Raw genomic sequence first — 18,492 nt, 5'->3', positions numbered from 1 at the left:
TCACAAAATAGGCTCCTTCGCCGGAGTTCCCGCTTTGCGCGGATATTTCTTCGGTGTAGGCTTTGCCTTCTGAATCACTACAAGGGAACGCTCCATATCTGTTCCCGGAAGGAGAAATTCTTCTGTCTTCTCCAGCTTTCCTCCCAGTACAGATACTGCTTTCTTCCCCTCCATAAGTTCCTCTTTCACTCTGCCTGACTTATAAGCTACAAAGAAGCCGCCTTCCTTTACATAAGGCATGCAATACTCACTGATGGTACATAGCCTTGCCACTGCCCTGGTAACACTGAGATCATACTGTTCCCTGAGCTCCGGCCTTCTGGCCCCGTCCTCTGCACGTCCGTGCACGGTGTGGATGCCCTCAAGCCCCAGGTCTTCTATGACGGCATCCAAAAATTTAAGACGTTTATTCAGGGAATCCAGAAGTGTCACCTGAAGGTGGGGAAATACAATTTTAAGGGGAATCCCCGGGAATCCCGCTCCGGTTCCCACATCAATGCAGGATTTTATATTCTCCATATCCAGGGCTTTTACAATAGAGAGACTGTCCACAAAATGTTTGGTCAAAACTTCCTCGAACTCCGTAATTCCCGTCAGATTCATGACCTTGTTCCATTCCACCAGCATCTCGTAGTAGCGCACAAACTGCTGGTTCTGTTCCTCTGTTAAGGTCAGCCCCAATTCCCCGCAGCCATTCTCCAGTATATCCAGGCAGTATGCCTTCTGTTCCTGATTTGTCACTTCACTCATGCATCCGCCTCCTTATGAATTCCGTTTCTTCTGTAAGATTCCATATATACAAGCAGTACCGATATATCCGCCGGGGATACGCCTGCGATCCTGGACGCCTGTCCAATGGATACCGGCCTGTATTCCTTTAACTTCTGCTTTGCCTCTATCCTCAATCCGCTTATTTCCTCATAATCCAGGTCCTCAGGCAGACGTTTTGTCTCCAGTTTCTTAAACTGTTCCACCTGTTTTAACTGCCTGCGGATATAACCGTCATACTTGATGTTAATGTTTACCTGTTCTGCCACATCCTCAGGAAGTTTCGGCCTTTTTTTATCCAGCGGCGCCAGAATTTTGTAAGAAAGTTCCGGACGCCTGATCAGTTCTGCCAGAGAGGAGCCGTTTTTCAGCAGTGTACTTCCGTAGGATTCCAGAAGTTCCTGCACTTCCTTTGAAGCACCTACAAAGGTGTTCTCCACACGGGCTGCCTCCTCCTCTATCTTCTGCTTCTTCCAGAGTACATACTGATACTCCTCCTCACTCACCAGACCCACCTGATATCCCTTTTCCCTGAGGCGCAGGTCCGCGTTGTCCTGTCTGAGGAGCAGGCGGTATTCCGCCCGGCTTGTCATCATTCTGTAAGGTTCATGATTTTCCTTAGTCACCAGGTCATCGATCAAAACGCCGATGTAGGATTCGGACCGGTCCAGTATGAGCATTTCCCGTCCCAGCACCTCCATGGCCGCATTGATCCCTGCCACAAGCCCCTGGGCTGCTGCCTCCTCATAACCGGAACTTCCGTTAAACTGTCCGCCTGAGAAAAGCCCTTTTATCTCCTTAAACTCAAGCGTTGGATAAAGCTGTCTTGCATTGATACAGTCGTATTCTATGGCATAGGCATTCCTTACAATCTTTGCATTCTCAAGTCCGGGTACGGAGTGATACATCTCATGCTGCACATCCTCTGGCAGGGAGCTGGACATGCCGCCCACATACATTTCATTGGTATACAGCCCTTCCGGCTCCAGGAATACCTGATGTCTGTTCTTATCCGCGAATTTTACCACTTTATCCTCAATAGACGGGCAGTATCTCGGCCCTGTTCCCTCGATCATGCCGGAATACAGAGGGGAGCGGTCCAGGTTATTCCTGATGATCTCATGCGTCTTTTCATTGGTATAAGTAAGCCAGCAGGATGCCTGGTCAATCTGTACATCTTCCGGATCGGTCGAAAAGGAGAAGGGAACCACCCTCTCATCCCCGAACTGTTCTTCCATTTTGGAAAAATCAATACTTCTCTTATCAATCCTGGCAGGTGTTCCCGTCTTAAACCGGTACATCTCCACACCCAGATTCTTCAGGGATTCCGTCAGGTAATTAGCAGCCTGCAGACCGTTCGGGCCTGTATAACTGCTTACATCACCGTAGATGCAGCGGGCTTTCAGATACGTTCCGGTACAGAGCACCACAGCCTTTGTCTGATACACGGCTCCTGAATACGTCTTTACACCTGCTGCCTTATGCTCCTGCGCCAGGATTTCTGTCACCTCGGCCTGTTTGATGGTGAGATGTTCCGTGTTCTCCAGTACCCTTCTCATACTCCTGGTATACTCCTGCTTGTCCGCCTGGGCGCGCAGGGAATGGACGGCAGGTCCCTTCGATACATTGAGCATTTTTGACTGGATAAAGGTCTTGTCAATATTTTTTCCCATCTCACCGCCAAGGGCATCAATCTCTCTCACCAGATGGCCCTTGGAACTCCCGCCTATGTTGGGATTGCAGGGCATCAGCGCAATACTGTCCACGCTCACTGTGAACATGATGGTCTCAAGGCCCAGACGTGCACAGGCAAGCGCAGCCTCACAGCCGGCATGACCCGCACCCACAATGGCGATATCGTAATTCTCAACCAGATTGTTCATTCTAATGGCTTCCTTTCTGAAATAACTATTCACATGATTTTTCTATTTGAACTTTGTTATCCACATTTTCGATAAAATATGATGATTTTTGTGGATAACACTGCCGTATTTTTACTTTCCTGTACAGAACTTCGCAAATATCTCATTTACCAGGTCTTCCCCCACAGACTCTCCGATAATGGTTCCCAGACTCTCGTATGCGTTCATCAAGTCAATGGAGAAAAAATCCTCAGGCATCTGCATGGCAATGCTGTTTTCCACAAGCTCCAGGCTTTTCACAGCGTCCTCCAAAGCCGTCTTATGGCGGATATTTGTAATATATACCTCATCATTAAAGGACAGCTCGCCTTCAAAGAACATATCCTTGATCTGCTGCTCCAGCACATCGATCCCCTGCTCCTCCTTGGCGGATACAGGTATCACCGGATGGTTCATCCGCAGCCTCAGGCTTTCCTCTGAGACCACTGTATCCAGATCCGTCTTATTCAGCAGAATGACTGCCTTCTTATCTTCCAGCATGGAGATGATCTCCTCATCGTTCTCATCCAGGGGGATAGAGGAATCCACCACGTAGAGGATCAGGTCCGCATCCTTTGCGTACTCTTTTGCTCTTCCCACACCAATCTGTTCCACACGGTCCTCTGTATCCCTGATACCGGCTGTGTCTATCATACGGAGAGAAATGCCGTGCAGGACAATGGTCTCCTCCAGAATATCCCTGGTAGTCCCCGCAATATCCGTTACAATGGCTCTCTCCTCTCCCACAAGAAGGTTCATAAGTGAAGATTTTCCCGCATTTGGTTTGCCCACAATGACGGTCTTGATACCCTCCTTCATCATCTTGCCTTCCCCGGCAGTTTCCAGCAGTCTCTCGATTCTGGATTTCTGTACAGCCACTTCTCTTTCCAGGGTCTCCCCGTATCCGTCTATACTGATATGCTCCGGGTCATCCAGAGCTGACTCAATATAGGCAATGTGATAGATAATACTCTCCCTGATTTCCCGGATCACCTTCTGCACAGACCCCTTTAACTGGTTCAGGGAACTTTTCAGCGCATATTCATTTTTGGCATTGATCACATCAATCACTGCTTCAGCCTGGGACAGGTCTATCCTTCCGTTTAGGAACGCCCTTTTTGTAAATTCCCCCGGCTCTGCAGGGCGGGCGCCGTATTTTATCACGGTCTCCAGCACCCGTTTCATGGCCAGAACACCGCCGTGGCAGTCAATCTCCACCGTATCCTCACCGGTATAACTTCTGGGGCCGTCCATGAGCATGACCAGCACCTCATCAATCTCTTCCTCCCCGTCATAGATAAACCCATAGTGAATGGTGTGTGACGGTTCCTTGTCAATCTGCTTTCTGCCGCCTTTGGAACGGTAAACCTTCCGGACTATCCCGCGGCTTTCGGGACCGCTCATACGGATGATTCCGATTCCCGATGCCGTCATAGCTGTGGCGATTGCTGCAATGGTATCTGCCATTTTCTTCAACTCCTCTGATTCTATTTCAACATTAACACAGGTAACGTAAATTTATAGTCAAAATCAAAAAAATTCCAGGCGAAAGCGCAGAGAAATTTATTCTCCATTATTCACGCTTTCACCTAGAATAATCATACTTAATATATATTATTTTTTCAGCTTTACAACCACGTGGCGGTAAGGTTCATTTCCCTCACTGTAAGTCTCCACGTAGCGGTTGCCCTGTAATGCAGAGTGGATGATTCTTCTCTCATAGGGATTCATCGGCTCCAGGGAAACCGGTTTTCTGGTCTTTCTGACTTTGTAGGCAATGCTCTTTGCCAGATTTTCCAGAGTCTCTTTTCTCCTGTTTCTGTAATCCTCAGTATCCAGCTTCACACGGATATATCCCTGTCTTCCCTTGTTGACAACAAGGCTTGTGAGATACTGCAGAGAATCCAGAGTCTGTCCTCTCTTGCCTATAAGAATGCCCATGTCCTCACCTAAAAATTCAATTTCCAGGTTGCCTTCCGCGCTCTTATATTCCATCTTGATCTCAACTTCAAGCTCCATGGCTTTAAACACGCCGCTTAAGAACTTCTCCGCGTCTGCTTTGACAGCTGTGATCTCTTCCTCTGTTCTTTCAACGACCTTCCGCTCTTCATGCTGCGGTTTTACATCCTCTTTGAAAGCCTCTGCCTTTCTGGCATCTTTTTTCGGCTCCCTCTTAGGCTCTCTTCTCGGCTCGCTCTTGAACTCTTTTTTCGCTTCTTTTCTTTCTTCCTTTGGTGCTTCTTTTCTCTCTTCTTTTACCGGAACAGCCTCTTCAATTACTGGTTCTTCTGGTAAGGATACTTCTTTTCTGCGAACATTGATCCTGGCCGGTTTGGCTCCGAATCCTAAAAATCCTGAACTACCTTCAAATAAAACCTGAATCTCCAGATTTTCACTGGAGGTCTCAAAATCCAGACAAGCTTTTGTGATCGCTTCGTCTACAGTTTTTGCAGAAAATTCTTTGAATTCCATGCTTCTTCCCCCTTACCCCTACTTCTTCTTAGATTTGTTTTTCTGATCAAATTGAGCAACCATGTTTGCCTTTGAAGCTAAACTTCCCGGTTTTGCATTCTGCACATTCTTGTAATATTCGGTAGATTTCTGAACTGCAGCATTTCTGTCCTCAGCGGTTGTCTTCTTCGGCTCCTCAATGTTTCTTACATTCATCTTAGCCTGCTGCGTGATCTTCTGCGGCGGAAGTCCTGCTTTTGCACGCTTCTTAGCCATCTTTTCCTGGTTCTTCTTAATGAAATCATCCATATTCATATTGTCCAGATGTCTGTTAATGACAAGCTGCTGTACACAGCGGATCACAGAACCGGCGATCCAGTAGATACCGATACCTACAGGGAATGAGAAACAGATAAAAGCGGAAAACAGAGGCATGAAAGTGTTCATACCCTTCATTGTGGCATTCATCTGGCTGTTTGTGTCATCTGTTGCTGCTGTGGGCATTAATTTTAAGTTCAGCATCTGAGTCAGCCAGGACAACAGCGGAATCATGATCGCAGCAACGATCAGAAGATACGTGTGCTCACTCCATCCTGTCTTGATCAGGGAAAGCGGTGTGTCCGCTATGTTCAGTCCCAGGAAATTCTGCATGGGATGGATTTTACCCGCAGTGTCACTCAAGGTCTGCGCAAAACCGCTGAACTTGTCCACATCGCCAAGATCTGCCCACTGGGAGGGGGACAGACTGTATAAAAAGTCAATGACATGGTTATCATTTACACCCTTGCCATTTGTGGGCCAGCTATAACTTCTGATACCATGCTCTTTAATAAATTCCGTGATGATTCCCACATATCCGTCAACATTTGTGATTTTAACAACTGCGGAATCGAACATGTGCTTAATTCCTCCGATGTATCCCGGCATCTTGATGATAACCTGGTACAGAGCGAAGAAGATAGGCATCTGAATAACCATCTGCAGACAGCTTCCTGTAGGAGATACACCGTACTTTTCATATACGGCCATGGTCTCTTCCTGCATCTTCATCTGTGAGTTCTGGTCTTTTTTGCCTTTATATTTCTTGTTTATTTTCTGTAATTCCGGGGACATGACTGCATTCATCTTAGAGAACTTCTGCTGTTTGATCTGCAGAGGCGTCATGAACATATAAATAATAATCGTAAATAAAATAATGCAGAGGCCCAGGTTTGTGACCCCGATACTGTAAATGCCGTTCATCAGCCAGCCCATTACTTCAGCGACCCATTTTACAATCGGCATTGTACTCTTTGTTAGCAACGCAACCAAAATATTTTCCTCCTTATAGCCGGTTTGTCACCTTCATCTCTCAAGCATTCCGCCTTTTAAGAAAACGGCGGTGCATAATTATCTCCTAACAAGATAAAACAACAATTATGGTACCGGATCGTATCCGCCTTTTGAAAATGGATTACACCTTAATATTCTCCAGCAAGCCAATAAACTACCTTTTACTGCACCATACTTCTCAATTGCTTCTAATCCATACTGAGAACACGTGGGTATATAGGGACAACGGGTTCTCTTTAACGGGGATAAATATTTCTGATAAAGCCGAATCATCTTAATCAATACTGTCTTCATTCTCTTCACTTCTTATGGTCTTTGTTAACTTACCTAAGTGCAAAAGCGCACTCTCCATGGAATGGAATCCCTGATCCTTTCCATTTACCCTGACTACTACAACAATATCATATCCGCACTTGAATTTTTCTTCGTTTAATCGGTAGCTTTCTCTGAGAAGCCTGGTCAAATGATGTCTCACAACACTGTTGCCTACCTTTTTACTTACGGATATACCAATTCTGTTTCTGTCCAACTGGTTTTTTAACACATACATAACTAAGTAACGATTTGCAAATGATGTTCCCTTTTTATAAACCAGTTGAAAATCTCTGTTTTTCTTTAACGATTCCGAATACTTCATAAACCATCCTTTAATGAAAAGAAGAGAAGAAAAGACCACATATCTGCGGTCTTAAGCTGATAATCTTTTTCTTCCTTTTAATCTTCTTGCAGCTAAAACTTTTCTTCCGGCCTTACTGCTCATTCTTGCTCTGAATCCATGAACTTTGGATCTGCTTCTCTTTTTTGGCTGAAATGTCATTTTCATATTCCAGGCACCTCCTTTAAACCAAATATCTATCTATTGTTTCAGATAGTATTCCTATGATTATGCATGATAGAAAACATCATTTCAATTATATTCGTAAACCCCTGATTCGTCAAGATATATTTTATTTTTTTATTTAAATATATTTATCACGAAAATAGGCTGAAATCCGTGTATTCACACGTTTTCCACATTCCAAAATACTGACCTGTGGAAAGTATTCCCTGGATCATATCCCTGAAATGATTATCCCCACAGTTATTCACACATTTCTGGTTTACGTAACGTTATCCACAAATTGTGGATAACTTGTGGATAACTTTTTCGTTTTCCCCACGCTTTTTTGCCCTTTTCGACAAAAAAGCCTTGATTTATCCATATTTTCGCCATGTGGAAGATGTAAATAAAGTTATACACATTTCTCACATCTCTCTTTTTCCACAATGTTTTTAACTTTACAATCCTCATTTTCCACACGGTTTTATCCACATTATTAACATAACCTTGTGGATTTCTGTTTAGAAATATTTTTTCATTGCTAAAAATTCTATTTTATTATAATATATAGATAATAATACGTTTTTTTGCAATAGAAAGTCCGCAGACGCGTACTTTCTATTGTTGTGTGCTTGTACAAAGAGGAAGATTTCATTTTGAGTTGACTTTTTAACTCAAAATGTGGATTGAAATAATTATTTCATATCGGGAGAATTCAAAATGCATTTAATACAGGAAAAATGGACAGACATATTAAATATGATAAAAACGGAGCATCAGTTATCTGATGTCTCTTTTAATACCTGGCTGAAATCCCTGACAGTCCACAAAGTGGAGGGGGACACCGTAACCATCATTGTCCCCACAGGGCAGATCGGTATTAACTATATTGCCAACAAATATCTTCTTCCATTAAAAGTGGCAATTACAGAGACCGTGGGAGAAGACTATGAAATTGCTTTGATCTTACCGGATGACGTGCCGCCGGAAACGGCGGATACCCCCGTATCTTCCGCTGCAGTAAATGAAAGTATTGAAAAAGCCAACTTAAATCCAAAATACACTTTTGACACGTTTGTAGTCGGAAGCAATAACAAACTGGCACACGCAGCTTCCGTCGCCGTTGCAGAATCCCCGGGAGAAGTGTATAATCCCCTCTTTATATATGGAGGTGTTGGTCTTGGAAAGACCCATCTGATGCACTCCATCGCACATTTTGTGCTGCAGAAGAGACCGCAGTCCAAGGTTTTGTATGTGACCAGTGAATATTTTACCAATGAACTGATTGAATCCATCCGTAACGGCAATAATTCAACTATGTCCAAGTTTCGGGAAAAATACCGGAACATAGATGTACTGCTGATCGATGATATACAGTTTATTATAGGAAAGGAATCCACCCAGGAAGAATTTTTCCACACTTTCAACGCCCTGCACGGAGCCAAAAAGCAAATTATTATCTCCTCAGATAAGCCTCCGAAAGATATGGAAATCCTGGAGGACCGGCTTCGTTCCAGGTTTGAGTGGGGATTGATCGTGGATATCTCCTCACCTGATTTTGAAACCCGAATGGCTATCCTCCGAAAGAAGGAGGAGCTGGACGGATACCAGATTGACGACCAGGTCATCGAGTATATCGCACAGAATGTAAAGTCAAATATCCGTGAACTTGAAGGTTCTCTGAACAAGATCATGGCATATGCAAACCTGGAGAACCGGGAGATCAATCTGGCTCTGGCAGAAAAAGTATTGAAAGATATCATATCCCCAAACCAGAAGAGAACTATAACACCGGAACTCATTATTAATATAGTAGCAGAACACTTTGATCTCACTCCTTCAGACCTGACCGGAAACAAAAGGAGTTCAAAAATAGCATATCCAAGACAGATTGTCATGTACCTGTGCCGCCACATGACAGAGACTACGCTGAAGATCATCGGTGACAGCCTGGGCGGACGTGACCATACGACCATCATGAGCGGCATAAATAAAATAGAGCGGGAAGTGGAGGAAAACGACGCCACCAGAGAAATCATAGATATATTGAAGAAAAAGATAAATCCCGCCAAGTAATCTTTAAGGTATACACTATCCACAACCTTAGGTGAATAATCAGTGACTTTCATGTGGATAAGTGTTGATAACGTGAACCCCGGTTTTGGGCGCCTCATTTATCAACAGCTTATTCACTTGAACTTCAACGTTAACCCACAAAGTTATCCATACGGTGAAAGCCGCAGTTTATGCGGGTTTCGAGGGTTATTCACAAATTCACATCCCCTAAGGCTACGACTGCGGATTTCTTTTAAATATTTTATAGATAAAGCCACTTTTGCACAGAAAGGAAGTTATACACATCATGAAATTAATTTGTCCAAAATCAGAACTATTAAAAAGTGTAAATATTGCCATGAAAGCCGTACCGGGAAAAACAACCATGCCCATTCTGGAATGTATTCTCATTGACGCATCAGCAAACGAGATAAAATTCACATCCAATGATATGGAACTGGGAATCGAAACAATCGTCGACGGTACTATAGAAGAAAAAGGCATCATCGCACTGGATGCCAAGATATTTTCCGAGATTGTCAGAAAGCTCCCGGATAATAATGTTACCATTACAACAGATGAAAAACTGAACACACTGATTACCTGTGAAAAAGCCAAGTTCAATATTCCGGGAAAATCAGGAGAAGATTTTTCTTATCTTCCGTTTATTGAAAAAAATGACTGTGTACGGATTTCGCAGTTTACTTTAAAAGAAATTATCAGACAGACTATTTTCTCCATTGCAGCCAACGAGAACAATAAACTGATGACAGGTGAACTTTTCCAGATTGAAAACAATATGCTGAGAGTTGTTTCTCTTGACGGACACCGGATCTCCATCAGAAAAATTGCCTTGAAGGAGGAGTGCGCAGATAAAAAAGTAGTGGTTCCCGGTAAGACACTGAATGAGATCAGTAAGATTTTATCCGGTGAAATGGAAGATATGGTGGATATCTATCTCGCAGAGAACCATATCTTGTTTGAATTTGATAATACCAAGGTAGTATCCCGTCTCATCGAGGGAGATTACTTTAAGATTGACCAGATGCTGTCCAGTGATTATGAGACAAAAGTTAAAATTAATAAAAGAGAATTTCTGGATTGTATCGACAGGGCAACCCTTCTTGTGAAAGAGGGAGATAAAAAACCAATTATCATCCACATTGAGGATGGCTCCATGGAGCTGCGCATTGATTCCCAGATCGGTTCCATGAAAGAGGACATTGATATTGAAAAAGAGGGAAAAGATATTCTCATCGGTTTCAATCCCAAGTTTTTGATAGATGCACTGAAAGTCATTGATGACGAGGAAGTCAGCATTTATCTCATGAATCCGAAGGCACCCTGCTTTATCAGGGATGACGAGGAGCAGTATATTTATCTGATCCTTCCTGTAAACTTTAACGCTGTCAGCAGATAAAAACGGGTTTGAAAGCCGTTAGGAGAGAAAAAATGGAAATAATCAAATTAAAAGATGAATTTATTAAGTTAGGCCAGGCCCTGAAAGCCGCAAATCTTGTGGAAGACGGGGTTGAAGCCAAATATGTCATTCAGGACGGTCTCGTAAAAGTCAATGGTGAGACCGATACCAGAAGAGGACGTAAACTTTACGACGGGGATCTGGTAACTTATGACGGACAGGAAATCAAGATAGTAAAATAATTTTACTAATCCTATAATCCCAACAACAGGTGTTTACATGTATATTGAGTCTATAGAACTGAAAAATTACAGGAATTACAATCTTTTGTCCCTGCAGTTTGACAAGGGAACGAATATTCTCTATGGAGACAACGCCCAGGGCAAGACGAATATTCTGGAAGCTGTATACCTGTGCGGTACCACGAAATCACACCGAGGCAGCAAAGACAGGGAGATGATCCGGTTTGAACAGGATGAATCCCATATCAGAATGTTTGTGAACAAGGACGGCATATCCCATAAAATAGATATGCATCTGAAAAAGAATAAAGCCAAAGGCATAGCCATTGACGGTATTCCCATCCGAAGGGCCAGTGAGCTGTTCGGAATTGTCAACATTGTATTTTTCTCACCCGAGGATCTGAATATTATCAAGAACGGTCCCGGTGAGAGAAGAAGATTTATTGATTCCGAGTTATGTCAACTTAATAAGGTGTATTTATCTGATTTATCCAGTTATAACCATGTTCTGAATCAGAGGAACAAGCTGCTGAAGGACATTGGATTTCAAAGCGGTCTGGCGGCCACTCTGGATGTGTGGGATGAACAGCTGGTACGTTACGGAAGATCCATCATTGAAAGCCGTCATGAATTTATCCGTGATATAAACGATATTATCGGAGGGATACATAGCAGCATAACAGGCGGAAAAGAAAAGATTGAACTGGTTTATGAGCCGAATGTAAAGAGCGGTGAGTTCTACGAACAGCTGGGGAAAAACCGGGAAAAAGATTTTAAATTCAGAAATACTTCATCCGGACCACACAGGGATGATTTATGTGTTAGAATAAATGACATTGATATCCGTAAGTTTGGTTCACAGGGACAGCAGCGCACAGCCGCCCTATCCCTGAAATTATCAGAGATTTATCTGGTGGAGAAGAAAATAAAGGATGTTCCGATCCTTCTTCTGGATGATGTTCTGTCAGAACTGGATGCAGGCAGGCAGAATTACCTGCTGGACAGTATCCGGAATGTGCAGACTATGATAACCTGTACAGGTTTGGATGATTTTGTCAATAAAAGATTTGAAATCAATAAATTGTTTAAAGTGGTGGAGGGGACAGTTGCCCCCTGAGACGACCAGTGGAAAACCGGTGAGCATTGCCGGTAAACAGGAGGAAATGCATGAGCACAGAGATTAAAACAGAGTATGGAGCAGATCAGATTCAGATACTTGAGGGACTGGAGGCTGTAAGAAAAAGGCCTGGTATGTATATCGGCAGTACCTCCGCCAGAGGTCTGCACCATCTGGTGTATGAGATTGTAGATAATGCGGTAGATGAAGCGCTGGCCGGTTATTGCGATACCATAGAAGTATCTATAAACGAGGATAATTCTATCACGGTTATAGACAATGGCCGCGGTATTCCGGTAGGAATTAACCACAAAGCCGGCATTCCGGCGGTTGAGGTTGTTTTTACGATTCTGCATGCCGGCGGTAAATTCGGCGGCGGGGGATATAAGGTATCCGGCGGTCTTCACGGTGTTGGCGCATCTGTTGTGAATGCCCTCTCCACATGGCTGGAGGTCACCATTTTTCATGAAGGAAAAGTATACCGTCAGCGCTATGAGCGTGGAAAAACTATTTATAAATTAAAAGTGATCGGTGACTGTGATCCGGATAAGAGGGGAACCATGGTGACCTTCCTTCCTGACCCCCAAATATTTGAAGAGACTGTGTTTGACTTCAGTACGCTCAAACACCGGTTCCGTGAAATGGCCTTCCTGACAAAAGGACTGAAGATCATTGCTGTGGACAAGAGAGATGAGGAACCAAAGGAAGTCATTTTCCACTATGAGGGCGGTATCAAGGAGTTCGTGCAGTACCTGAACAGAAGTAATTCCGCACTCTATGAAGATATTCTTTACTTTGAGGGGACAAAGGACGGCGTGGTGGTGGAAGTTGCCATGCAGCACAACGATTCCTATACAGAAAATACTTATGGTTTCGTAAATAATATCACAACGCCTGAGGGTGGAACCCATATTGTGGGATTTAGAAATGCCCTCACCAAGACCTTTAATGAATATGCAAGAAAGAATAAAATCTTAAAAGAGAGTGAGTCAAATCTTTCAGGAGAGGATATCCGTGAAGGACTGACAGCCATTATCAGTGTTAAGATAGAGGACCCGCAGTTTGAGGGGCAGACAAAACAGAAACTGGGAAACAGTGAGGCCAGGGGAGCAGTGGACAATGTTGTGAGCGGCCAGCTTGAAATTTTCCTGGAGCAGAATCCGGCTGTTGCAAAGACGATCATTGAGAAATCCGTGCTTTCCCAGCGTGCAAGAGATGCTGCCAGAAAAGCCAGAGAACTGACAAGGAGAAAGTCTGCGCTGGAGGGAATGTCCCTTCCGGGCAAACTGGCTGACTGTATGGACAAAGATCCTTCCAAATGTGAGATATACATCGTAGAGGGAGATTCCGCCGGTGGTTCCGCCAAGACTGCCAGAAGCCGTGCAACACAGGCCATTCTTCCGCTGAGAGGTAAAATTCTGAATGTGGAGAAGGCAAGACTTGATAAAATATACGCGAATGCCGAGATTAAAGCCATGATCACTGCCTTCGGAACCGGCATTCACGAAGATTTTGATATCAGTAAGCTTCGTTACAATAAGATCATCATTATGACCGATGCCGATGTGGATGGTGCCCATATTGCCACCCTTCTCTTAACGTTTTTATACCGTTTTATGCCGGAGCTTATAAAACAGGGACATGTATACCTGGCAAAACCGCCGCTGTTTAAAATTGAGAAGAATAAAAAAGTTTTCTATGCCTATTCCGAGAAGGAACAGGATGAGATACTGAATGAGATCGGACGTGACGGCAACAACAGGATCCAGCGTTACAAAGGTCTGGGAGAGATGGACGCAGAACAGCTCTGGGAGACCACCATGGATCCGGAACGCAGGATTCTTTTAAGAGTCACCATGGACGATGAGGCGTCATCTGAAATAGATCTGACATTCACCACACTTATGGGAGACAAAGTTGAGCCCAGGCGTGAATTCATAGAAGAGAATGCAAAATATGTTAAGAATCTCGATATTTGATCCCATGAGTCAGCCGGGCAGACAGCGATGATCTGTTTTGCTGCAGAATGAGGGAACGGACGACGGAAGCGGAGTTAAGGAGAAGCTAAATGGAAGATAATATTTTTGATAAAGTCCAGGAAGTGGACTTACAGAAAAAGATGGAGGAGTCCTACATTGAGTATGCCATGAGTGTTATTGCATCCAGGGCACTGCCTGATGTAAGGGACGGTCTGAAGCCGGTACAGAGAAGAATTCTGTACTCCATGATAGAATTGAACAACGGTCCGGACAAACCACACAGAAAATGTGCCCGTATCGTGGGTGATACTATGGGTAAATACCATCCCCACGGTGACAGCTCCATTTACGGGGCACTGGTTAACATGGCACAGGACTGGTCCACCAGATATCCTCTGGTAGACGGCCACGGAAACTTTGGTTCTGTGGATGGTGACGGTGCCGCTGCCATGAGGTATACAGAGGCCCGCCTGAGCAAGATTTCCATGGAAATGCTGGCGGACATCAATAAAAACACAGTTGATTTTGCTCCGAACTTTGACGAGACAGAGAAAGAGCCCCTGGTTCTGCCGTCCAGATACCCCAATCTTCTGGTGAACGGTACATCAGGTATTGCTGTTGGTATGGCTACCAATATACCGCCCCACAATCTGAGGGAGGTTATTTCTGCTGTTGTAAGAATCATTGACAATATTATTGAAGAAGACAGGGAAACCGAGCTGGAGGAAATCCTGTCCATTATAAAAGGGCCTGATTTTCCAACCGGAGCCATGATCCTGGGTACAAGGGGAATCGAGGAGGCTTACCGCACAGGCCGCGGAAAGGTCAAAGTGCGGGCTATCACAGATATTGAGACACTGCCCAACGGCAAGAGCCAGATCATTGTCACAGAACTGCCCTATATGGTCAATAAAGCGCGTTTGATTGAGAAGATGGCAGAACTTGTAAGGGATAAGAAAATAGACGGAATTACGGCCATTAACGACCATTCCAACAGGGAAGGCATGCGTATCTGTATTGAGCTGAGAAGGGATGCCAATGCCAATGTTATCCTGAACCAGCTTTACAAGCACACACAGCTTCAGGATACATTCGGCGTTATCATGCTGGCACTGGTGAACAATGAGCCTAAGGTCATGAACCTTCTGGAAATGCTTAAGCATTATCTGCGCCACCAGGAAGAGGTTGTGACCAGAAGGACACAGTATGACCTGAACAAAGCACAGGAACGTGCACATATCTTGGAGGGTCTGTTAAAAGCCCTGGAACATATTGACGAGGTTATCCGTATCATCCGTGCATCGAAGACCACACAGGAGGCAAAGGATTCCCTTATGGAGGCATTCGGCTTCTCAGATGCCCAGGCCCAGGCGATTGTAGACATGAGGCTGCGTGCACTGACAGGTCTGGAAAGAGACCGTCTTCAGGGCGAGTATAATGAGCTGGTTAAAAAAATCCGGGAGTTAAAGGCTATTCTTGCGGACAGAAACCTTCTGCTTCGTGTGATCCGTGAGGAGATTCTGGGCATATCTGATAAATACGGGGATGACAGAAGGACCTCGATCGGATACGATGAATTTGATATTTCCATGGAAGACCTGATTCCAAAGGAAAACACAGTTATTGCCATGACAAAATTAGGATATATCAAGCGAATGACTGTTGATAATTTCCGCAGCCAGAACAGAGGCGGTAAGGGAATCAAGGGCATGAGCACCATTGATGACGACTACATTGAGGAGCTTTTGATGACCACTACCCACCATTTCCTCATGTTCTTTACCAACATGGGGCGTGTTTACCGTATGAAAGCATATGAGATTCCGGAAGCCAGCAGGACAGCCAGGGGTACTGCCATTATCAACCTGCTTTCTCTGCAGCCGGAGGAAAAGATTTCAGCAGTAATCCCCATCAATGAATTTAAACAGGGAAATTATCTGTTTATGGCAACGAAAAACGGCCTTGTAAAGAAAACGCCGATTGAAGATTACAGTAATGTGCGTAAGACAGGTCTTGCGGCTATTGCCCTCCGCGAGGACGATGAGCTGATTGAAGTAAAATTTACGGACAACAAGAAGGATATTATCCTTATAACAAAATTCGGCCAGTGTATCCGTTTCCACGAGACAGATGTAAGAAGTACCGGACGTGTATCTATGGGTGTGCGCGGTATCAATCTGCTTGAGGAGGATGAGGTCATTGGCATGCAGCTCAACTGTCAGGGGGATTATCTGCTGATCGTCTCTGAGCATGGTATGGGCAAGAGAACCTCTGTAGGCGAATTTACCTGCCAGAACAGAGGCGGAAAAGGTGTAAAATGCTATAAGATCACAGAGAAGACAGGTAATGTGATCGGAGTAAAAGCAGTCAATGAGGAAAATGATATTCTTTTGATAACCACAGAGGGAATTGTGATCCGTCTGGAGTGCAGTACAATTTCTATTCTGGGACGAATTACATCCGGAGTGAAGCTTATGGACCTGAACGAGGGAGTGACGGTTGCCAGCATTGCAAAGGTGAGAGAAAAGGAAGAAAGTGAAAGCGTGGAGTCCGCAGAGGCAGATTCCCAGACAGAAGAGAACCAAGGAGAGTAAAATGCGTAGATTAAAAGGGCTTCTATGTTGCATTCTGGTGATAGTGCTTATGTTTTCTTTGAGCGGATGCGGCGTTAAGGTAAGCACGAAATCACCGGAAAGCGTTACGAAATCTATTGTAAATGCATATCAGAAAGGGGACACCGAGGCAGCAAAAAAATGCCTCGGCCTGGACCCTGACAAAAAATGCGCGGATGAGATCACGCAGGAAATAAAATATAATATGAAACAGTTTAAGGCCTACGGAGCATCAGAGGTGGACTTCACCAAATGTGAATCCCTGGGGAATTTTAACGGTTATGACCTGGTTTATGCTATTTACAATCTGGTGAAAAAGGATAAGGATGACAAAAAGTCAGAAGCTCTGGAAATCCCTTCTATGTCCATGTACTTTGTGAAGGAGAAAGACAAAAAGTTTCATGTAGTGCCGGCAAAGGATGTCACAGATGAGATGAGTCAGATCTCCAGTGAGGAATTTGCAAAGTTTATGAAGACGGAAGAGTATAAGACCTACGAGAAGGATTATAAGAAATTCGTAAGGAAAAATCCCAACTTTGAGGAAAATCTGAAAAAAGAGATGACAAAATAATTGGGAAGGCAGTAACATGCCGGAGGAATTCATGTTATGAAAAGAATATTGCTGATGGTCGCATATAATATCCTTCTGGTACCTTATATGTGGTTCAAACTGTGCTACTATGCCAGTCATGTAGACAAATATACAGAAGAAGAACGTTATAAGGTACTGCGTTTTATAGACAGCCGCGCCATTAAGGGCGGAAGAGTTACCATTGATGTGCATGGACAGGAAAATATTCCTGAGAAAAACGGATTTATGTTCTTTCCAAATCATCAGGGTCTGTTTGATGTTCTTTCCATCATGGCAGCATGTCCCAGACCTTTTTCTGTTGTTATGAAAAAGGAGATTCAGAATATACCGTTCTTAAAGCAGGTATTTGCCTGTATGAAGGCATATGCCATTGACAGAGATGATGTTAAGCAGGCTATGAAAGTTATTATACAGGTGACAAAAGAGGTGAAAGAGGGCAGGAACTATCTGATCTTTGCGGAAGGCACCAGGACAAAGGATCCCAATCATGTACACGAGTTCAAGGGCGGGAGCTTTAAAAGCGCAATGAAGGCACAGTGTCCCGTTGTACCGGTGGCTCTGATTGACGCCTATAAGCCATTTGATACGAAATCCATAGAAAAGGTGACAGTACAGGTGCATTTTCTGGAGCCGATCTGCTATGAAGAGTACAAAAATATGAAATCCGTGGAGCTTGCTGCGGAAGTAAAAAGCAGAATTGAAAAAGTTATTGAAAAAAATGAGAAAAAGTGATTGACAAATGTCATTTCATTGGTTATAATAATTTTTGCTCACGTGAATGAGCACAATTGAATAAAAGAACAATTATTCAGGCGTTGGAGAAGTACTCAAGTGGCTGAAGAGGCGCCCCTGCTAAGGGTGTAGACGGTTTGCGCCGTGCGAGGGTTCAAATCCCTCCTTCTCCGTTTTCTTTTTTACTTTTTAAAGTGAAAAAGAAATGAAAAAAAGTTGTTGACAAGCGACAAAAGATATGATAAGATATCAAAGTTGTTGCAAAAGCGATATGGAAACAACTGGTAACGGACTTTCATAAGAAAGGAAATGAAACTTCCAAATATTATGAAAAAAAGTTAAAAAAAGTTGTTGACAAGTCAGAAAAGATGTGATAATCTAATATGGCTGTCGCAAAAACGACAACATCCGACAGAAGAAAAAAACTTCTATAAAAAATAAAAAAAAGTTCTTGACAAGCTCAAAACGATG

The 18,492-nt window shown here is 43.8% G+C and carries 16 protein-coding genes and 1 tRNA gene; 9 read left to right on the top strand and 8 right to left on the bottom strand.

The features are described 5' to 3' along the window. From rsmG to rpmH, 8 genes are all read right to left on the bottom strand, one after another. Positions 1–750: a 16S rRNA (guanine(527)-N(7))-methyltransferase RsmG gene (gene rsmG / locus V8Q34_RS04420; RefSeq protein ID WP_335834918.1), complete on the bottom strand. Its 750-nt coding sequence runs from the start codon at positions 748–750 to the stop codon at positions 1–3. Then, positions 747–2,651 carry a tRNA uridine-5-carboxymethylaminomethyl(34) synthesis enzyme MnmG gene (mnmG, locus tag V8Q34_RS04415; RefSeq protein WP_148392059.1) on the bottom strand — a complete coding sequence of 635 codons (1,905 nt, stop codon included), beginning with the start codon at positions 2,649–2,651 and terminating at the stop codon, positions 747–749. Before mnmG ends, rsmG begins: the two co-directional genes overlap by 4 nt. A 111-nt stretch (positions 2,652–2,762) precedes the next feature. Next, positions 2,763–4,136, bottom strand: coding sequence for a tRNA uridine-5-carboxymethylaminomethyl(34) synthesis GTPase MnmE (gene mnmE, locus V8Q34_RS04410; protein ID WP_335834917.1), 1,374 nt, complete (start codon positions 4,134–4,136; stop codon positions 2,763–2,765). Positions 4,137–4,283: 147 nt separating this feature from the next. Further along, positions 4,284–5,141 carry an RNA-binding cell elongation regulator Jag/EloR gene (jag, locus tag V8Q34_RS04405; RefSeq protein WP_033143177.1) on the bottom strand — a complete coding sequence of 286 codons (858 nt, stop codon included), beginning with the start codon at positions 5,139–5,141 and terminating at the stop codon, positions 4,284–4,286. A gap of 18 nt (positions 5,142–5,159) precedes the next feature. Beyond that, complete coding sequence (locus V8Q34_RS04400) at positions 5,160–6,431, bottom strand: YidC/Oxa1 family membrane protein insertase (protein WP_081960514.1); 1,272 nt, start codon at positions 6,429–6,431, stop codon at positions 5,160–5,162. 105 nt (positions 6,432–6,536) lie between these two features. After that, positions 6,537–6,746: a membrane protein insertion efficiency factor YidD gene (yidD, locus tag V8Q34_RS04395; protein WP_081960513.1), complete on the bottom strand. Its 210-nt coding sequence runs from the start codon at positions 6,744–6,746 to the stop codon at positions 6,537–6,539. Then, entirely contained in the window at positions 6,727–7,089 is a 363-nt protein-coding gene (rnpA, locus tag V8Q34_RS04390; RefSeq protein ID WP_335834916.1) for a ribonuclease P protein component, read from the bottom strand. Before rnpA ends, yidD begins: the two co-directional genes overlap by 20 nt. 51 nt (positions 7,090–7,140) lie before the next feature. Then, entirely contained in the window at positions 7,141–7,275 is a 135-nt protein-coding gene (gene rpmH, locus V8Q34_RS04385; protein ID WP_033143174.1) for a 50S ribosomal protein L34, read from the bottom strand. A 717-nt stretch (positions 7,276–7,992) separates the two neighbouring features. Between rpmH and dnaA the strand changes: the two genes are divergently transcribed. The 9 genes from dnaA (at position 7,993) to V8Q34_RS04340 (ending at position 18,194) form a co-directional block, all read left to right on the top strand. After that, complete coding sequence (gene dnaA / locus V8Q34_RS04380; RefSeq protein ID WP_033143172.1) at positions 7,993–9,348, top strand: chromosomal replication initiator protein DnaA; 1,356 nt, start codon at positions 7,993–7,995, stop codon at positions 9,346–9,348. Positions 9,349–9,634: 286 nt separating this feature from the next. Beyond that, positions 9,635–10,747 (top strand): DNA polymerase III subunit beta, encoded by a 1,113-nt coding sequence (dnaN, locus tag V8Q34_RS04375; protein WP_033143171.1) that lies wholly within the window; start codon positions 9,635–9,637, stop codon positions 10,745–10,747. Positions 10,748–10,779: 32 nt separating this feature from the next. Then, positions 10,780–10,989 (top strand): RNA-binding S4 domain-containing protein, encoded by a 210-nt coding sequence (locus V8Q34_RS04370; protein WP_033143170.1) that lies wholly within the window; start codon positions 10,780–10,782, stop codon positions 10,987–10,989. A 37-nt stretch (positions 10,990–11,026) separates the two neighbouring features. Then, positions 11,027–12,106: a DNA replication/repair protein RecF gene (gene recF / locus V8Q34_RS04365; protein WP_033143169.1), complete on the top strand. Its 1,080-nt coding sequence runs from the start codon at positions 11,027–11,029 to the stop codon at positions 12,104–12,106. 50 nt (positions 12,107–12,156) lie between these two features. Then, positions 12,157–14,085: a DNA topoisomerase (ATP-hydrolyzing) subunit B gene (gene gyrB / locus V8Q34_RS04360; protein WP_033143168.1), complete on the top strand. Its 1,929-nt coding sequence runs from the start codon at positions 12,157–12,159 to the stop codon at positions 14,083–14,085. 89 nt (positions 14,086–14,174) lie between these two features. After that, positions 14,175–16,679: a DNA gyrase subunit A gene (gene gyrA, locus V8Q34_RS04355; RefSeq protein ID WP_033143167.1), complete on the top strand. Its 2,505-nt coding sequence runs from the start codon at positions 14,175–14,177 to the stop codon at positions 16,677–16,679. Between the two features lies 1 nt (position 16,680). Continuing rightward, a complete protein-coding gene (locus V8Q34_RS04350) occupies positions 16,681–17,268 on the top strand; it encodes an LptM family lipoprotein (RefSeq protein WP_033143166.1) in 588 nt (195 codons plus the stop codon). Between the two features lie 36 nt (positions 17,269–17,304). Further along, on the top strand, positions 17,305–18,021 hold the full coding sequence (locus V8Q34_RS04345) for a lysophospholipid acyltransferase family protein (protein WP_033143165.1): 717 nt from the start codon (positions 17,305–17,307) through the stop codon (positions 18,019–18,021). Positions 18,022–18,106: 85 nt separating this feature from the next. After that, positions 18,107–18,194, top strand: a tRNA-Ser gene (locus V8Q34_RS04340). The last annotated feature ends 298 nt before the right edge of the window (positions 18,195–18,492 follow it).

It is taken from the genome of Blautia sp. JLR.GB0024 (assembly GCF_037000545.1).
GTDB classification, from domain to species: domain Bacteria; phylum Bacillota; class Clostridia; order Lachnospirales; family Lachnospiraceae; genus Blautia; species Blautia celeris.
Note: the sequence above shows the minus strand (reverse complement) of the source record. Positions and strands in the feature narration are given on the sequence as shown.

Coding starts and splice junctions, on each gene's coding strand:
- rsmG (WP_335834918.1), bottom strand. CDS start 750: ATGAGTGAAGTGACAAATCAGGAACAGAAGGCATACTGCCTGGATATA.
- mnmG (WP_148392059.1), bottom strand. CDS start 2,651: ATGAACAATCTGGTTGAGAATTACGATATCGCCATTGTGGGTGCGGGT.
- mnmE (WP_335834917.1), bottom strand. CDS start 4,136: ATGGCAGATACCATTGCAGCAATCGCCACAGCTATGACGGCATCGGGA.
- jag (WP_033143177.1), bottom strand. CDS start 5,141: ATGGAATTCAAAGAATTTTCTGCAAAAACTGTAGACGAAGCGATCACA.
- yidD (WP_081960513.1), bottom strand. CDS start 6,746: ATGAAGACAGTATTGATTAAGATGATTCGGCTTTATCAGAAATATTTA.
- rnpA (WP_335834916.1), bottom strand. CDS start 7,089: ATGAAGTATTCGGAATCGTTAAAGAAAAACAGAGATTTTCAACTGGTT.
- rpmH (WP_033143174.1), bottom strand. CDS start 7,275: ATGAAAATGACATTTCAGCCAAAAAAGAGAAGCAGATCCAAAGTTCAT.
- dnaA (WP_033143172.1), top strand. CDS start 7,993: ATGCATTTAATACAGGAAAAATGGACAGACATATTAAATATGATAAAA.
- dnaN (WP_033143171.1), top strand. CDS start 9,635: ATGAAATTAATTTGTCCAAAATCAGAACTATTAAAAAGTGTAAATATT.
- V8Q34_RS04370 (WP_033143170.1), top strand. CDS start 10,780: ATGGAAATAATCAAATTAAAAGATGAATTTATTAAGTTAGGCCAGGCC.
- recF (WP_033143169.1), top strand. CDS start 11,027: ATGTATATTGAGTCTATAGAACTGAAAAATTACAGGAATTACAATCTT.
- gyrB (WP_033143168.1), top strand. CDS start 12,157: ATGAGCACAGAGATTAAAACAGAGTATGGAGCAGATCAGATTCAGATA.
- gyrA (WP_033143167.1), top strand. CDS start 14,175: ATGGAAGATAATATTTTTGATAAAGTCCAGGAAGTGGACTTACAGAAA.
- V8Q34_RS04350 (WP_033143166.1), top strand. CDS start 16,681: ATGCGTAGATTAAAAGGGCTTCTATGTTGCATTCTGGTGATAGTGCTT.
- V8Q34_RS04345 (WP_033143165.1), top strand. CDS start 17,305: ATGAAAAGAATATTGCTGATGGTCGCATATAATATCCTTCTGGTACCT.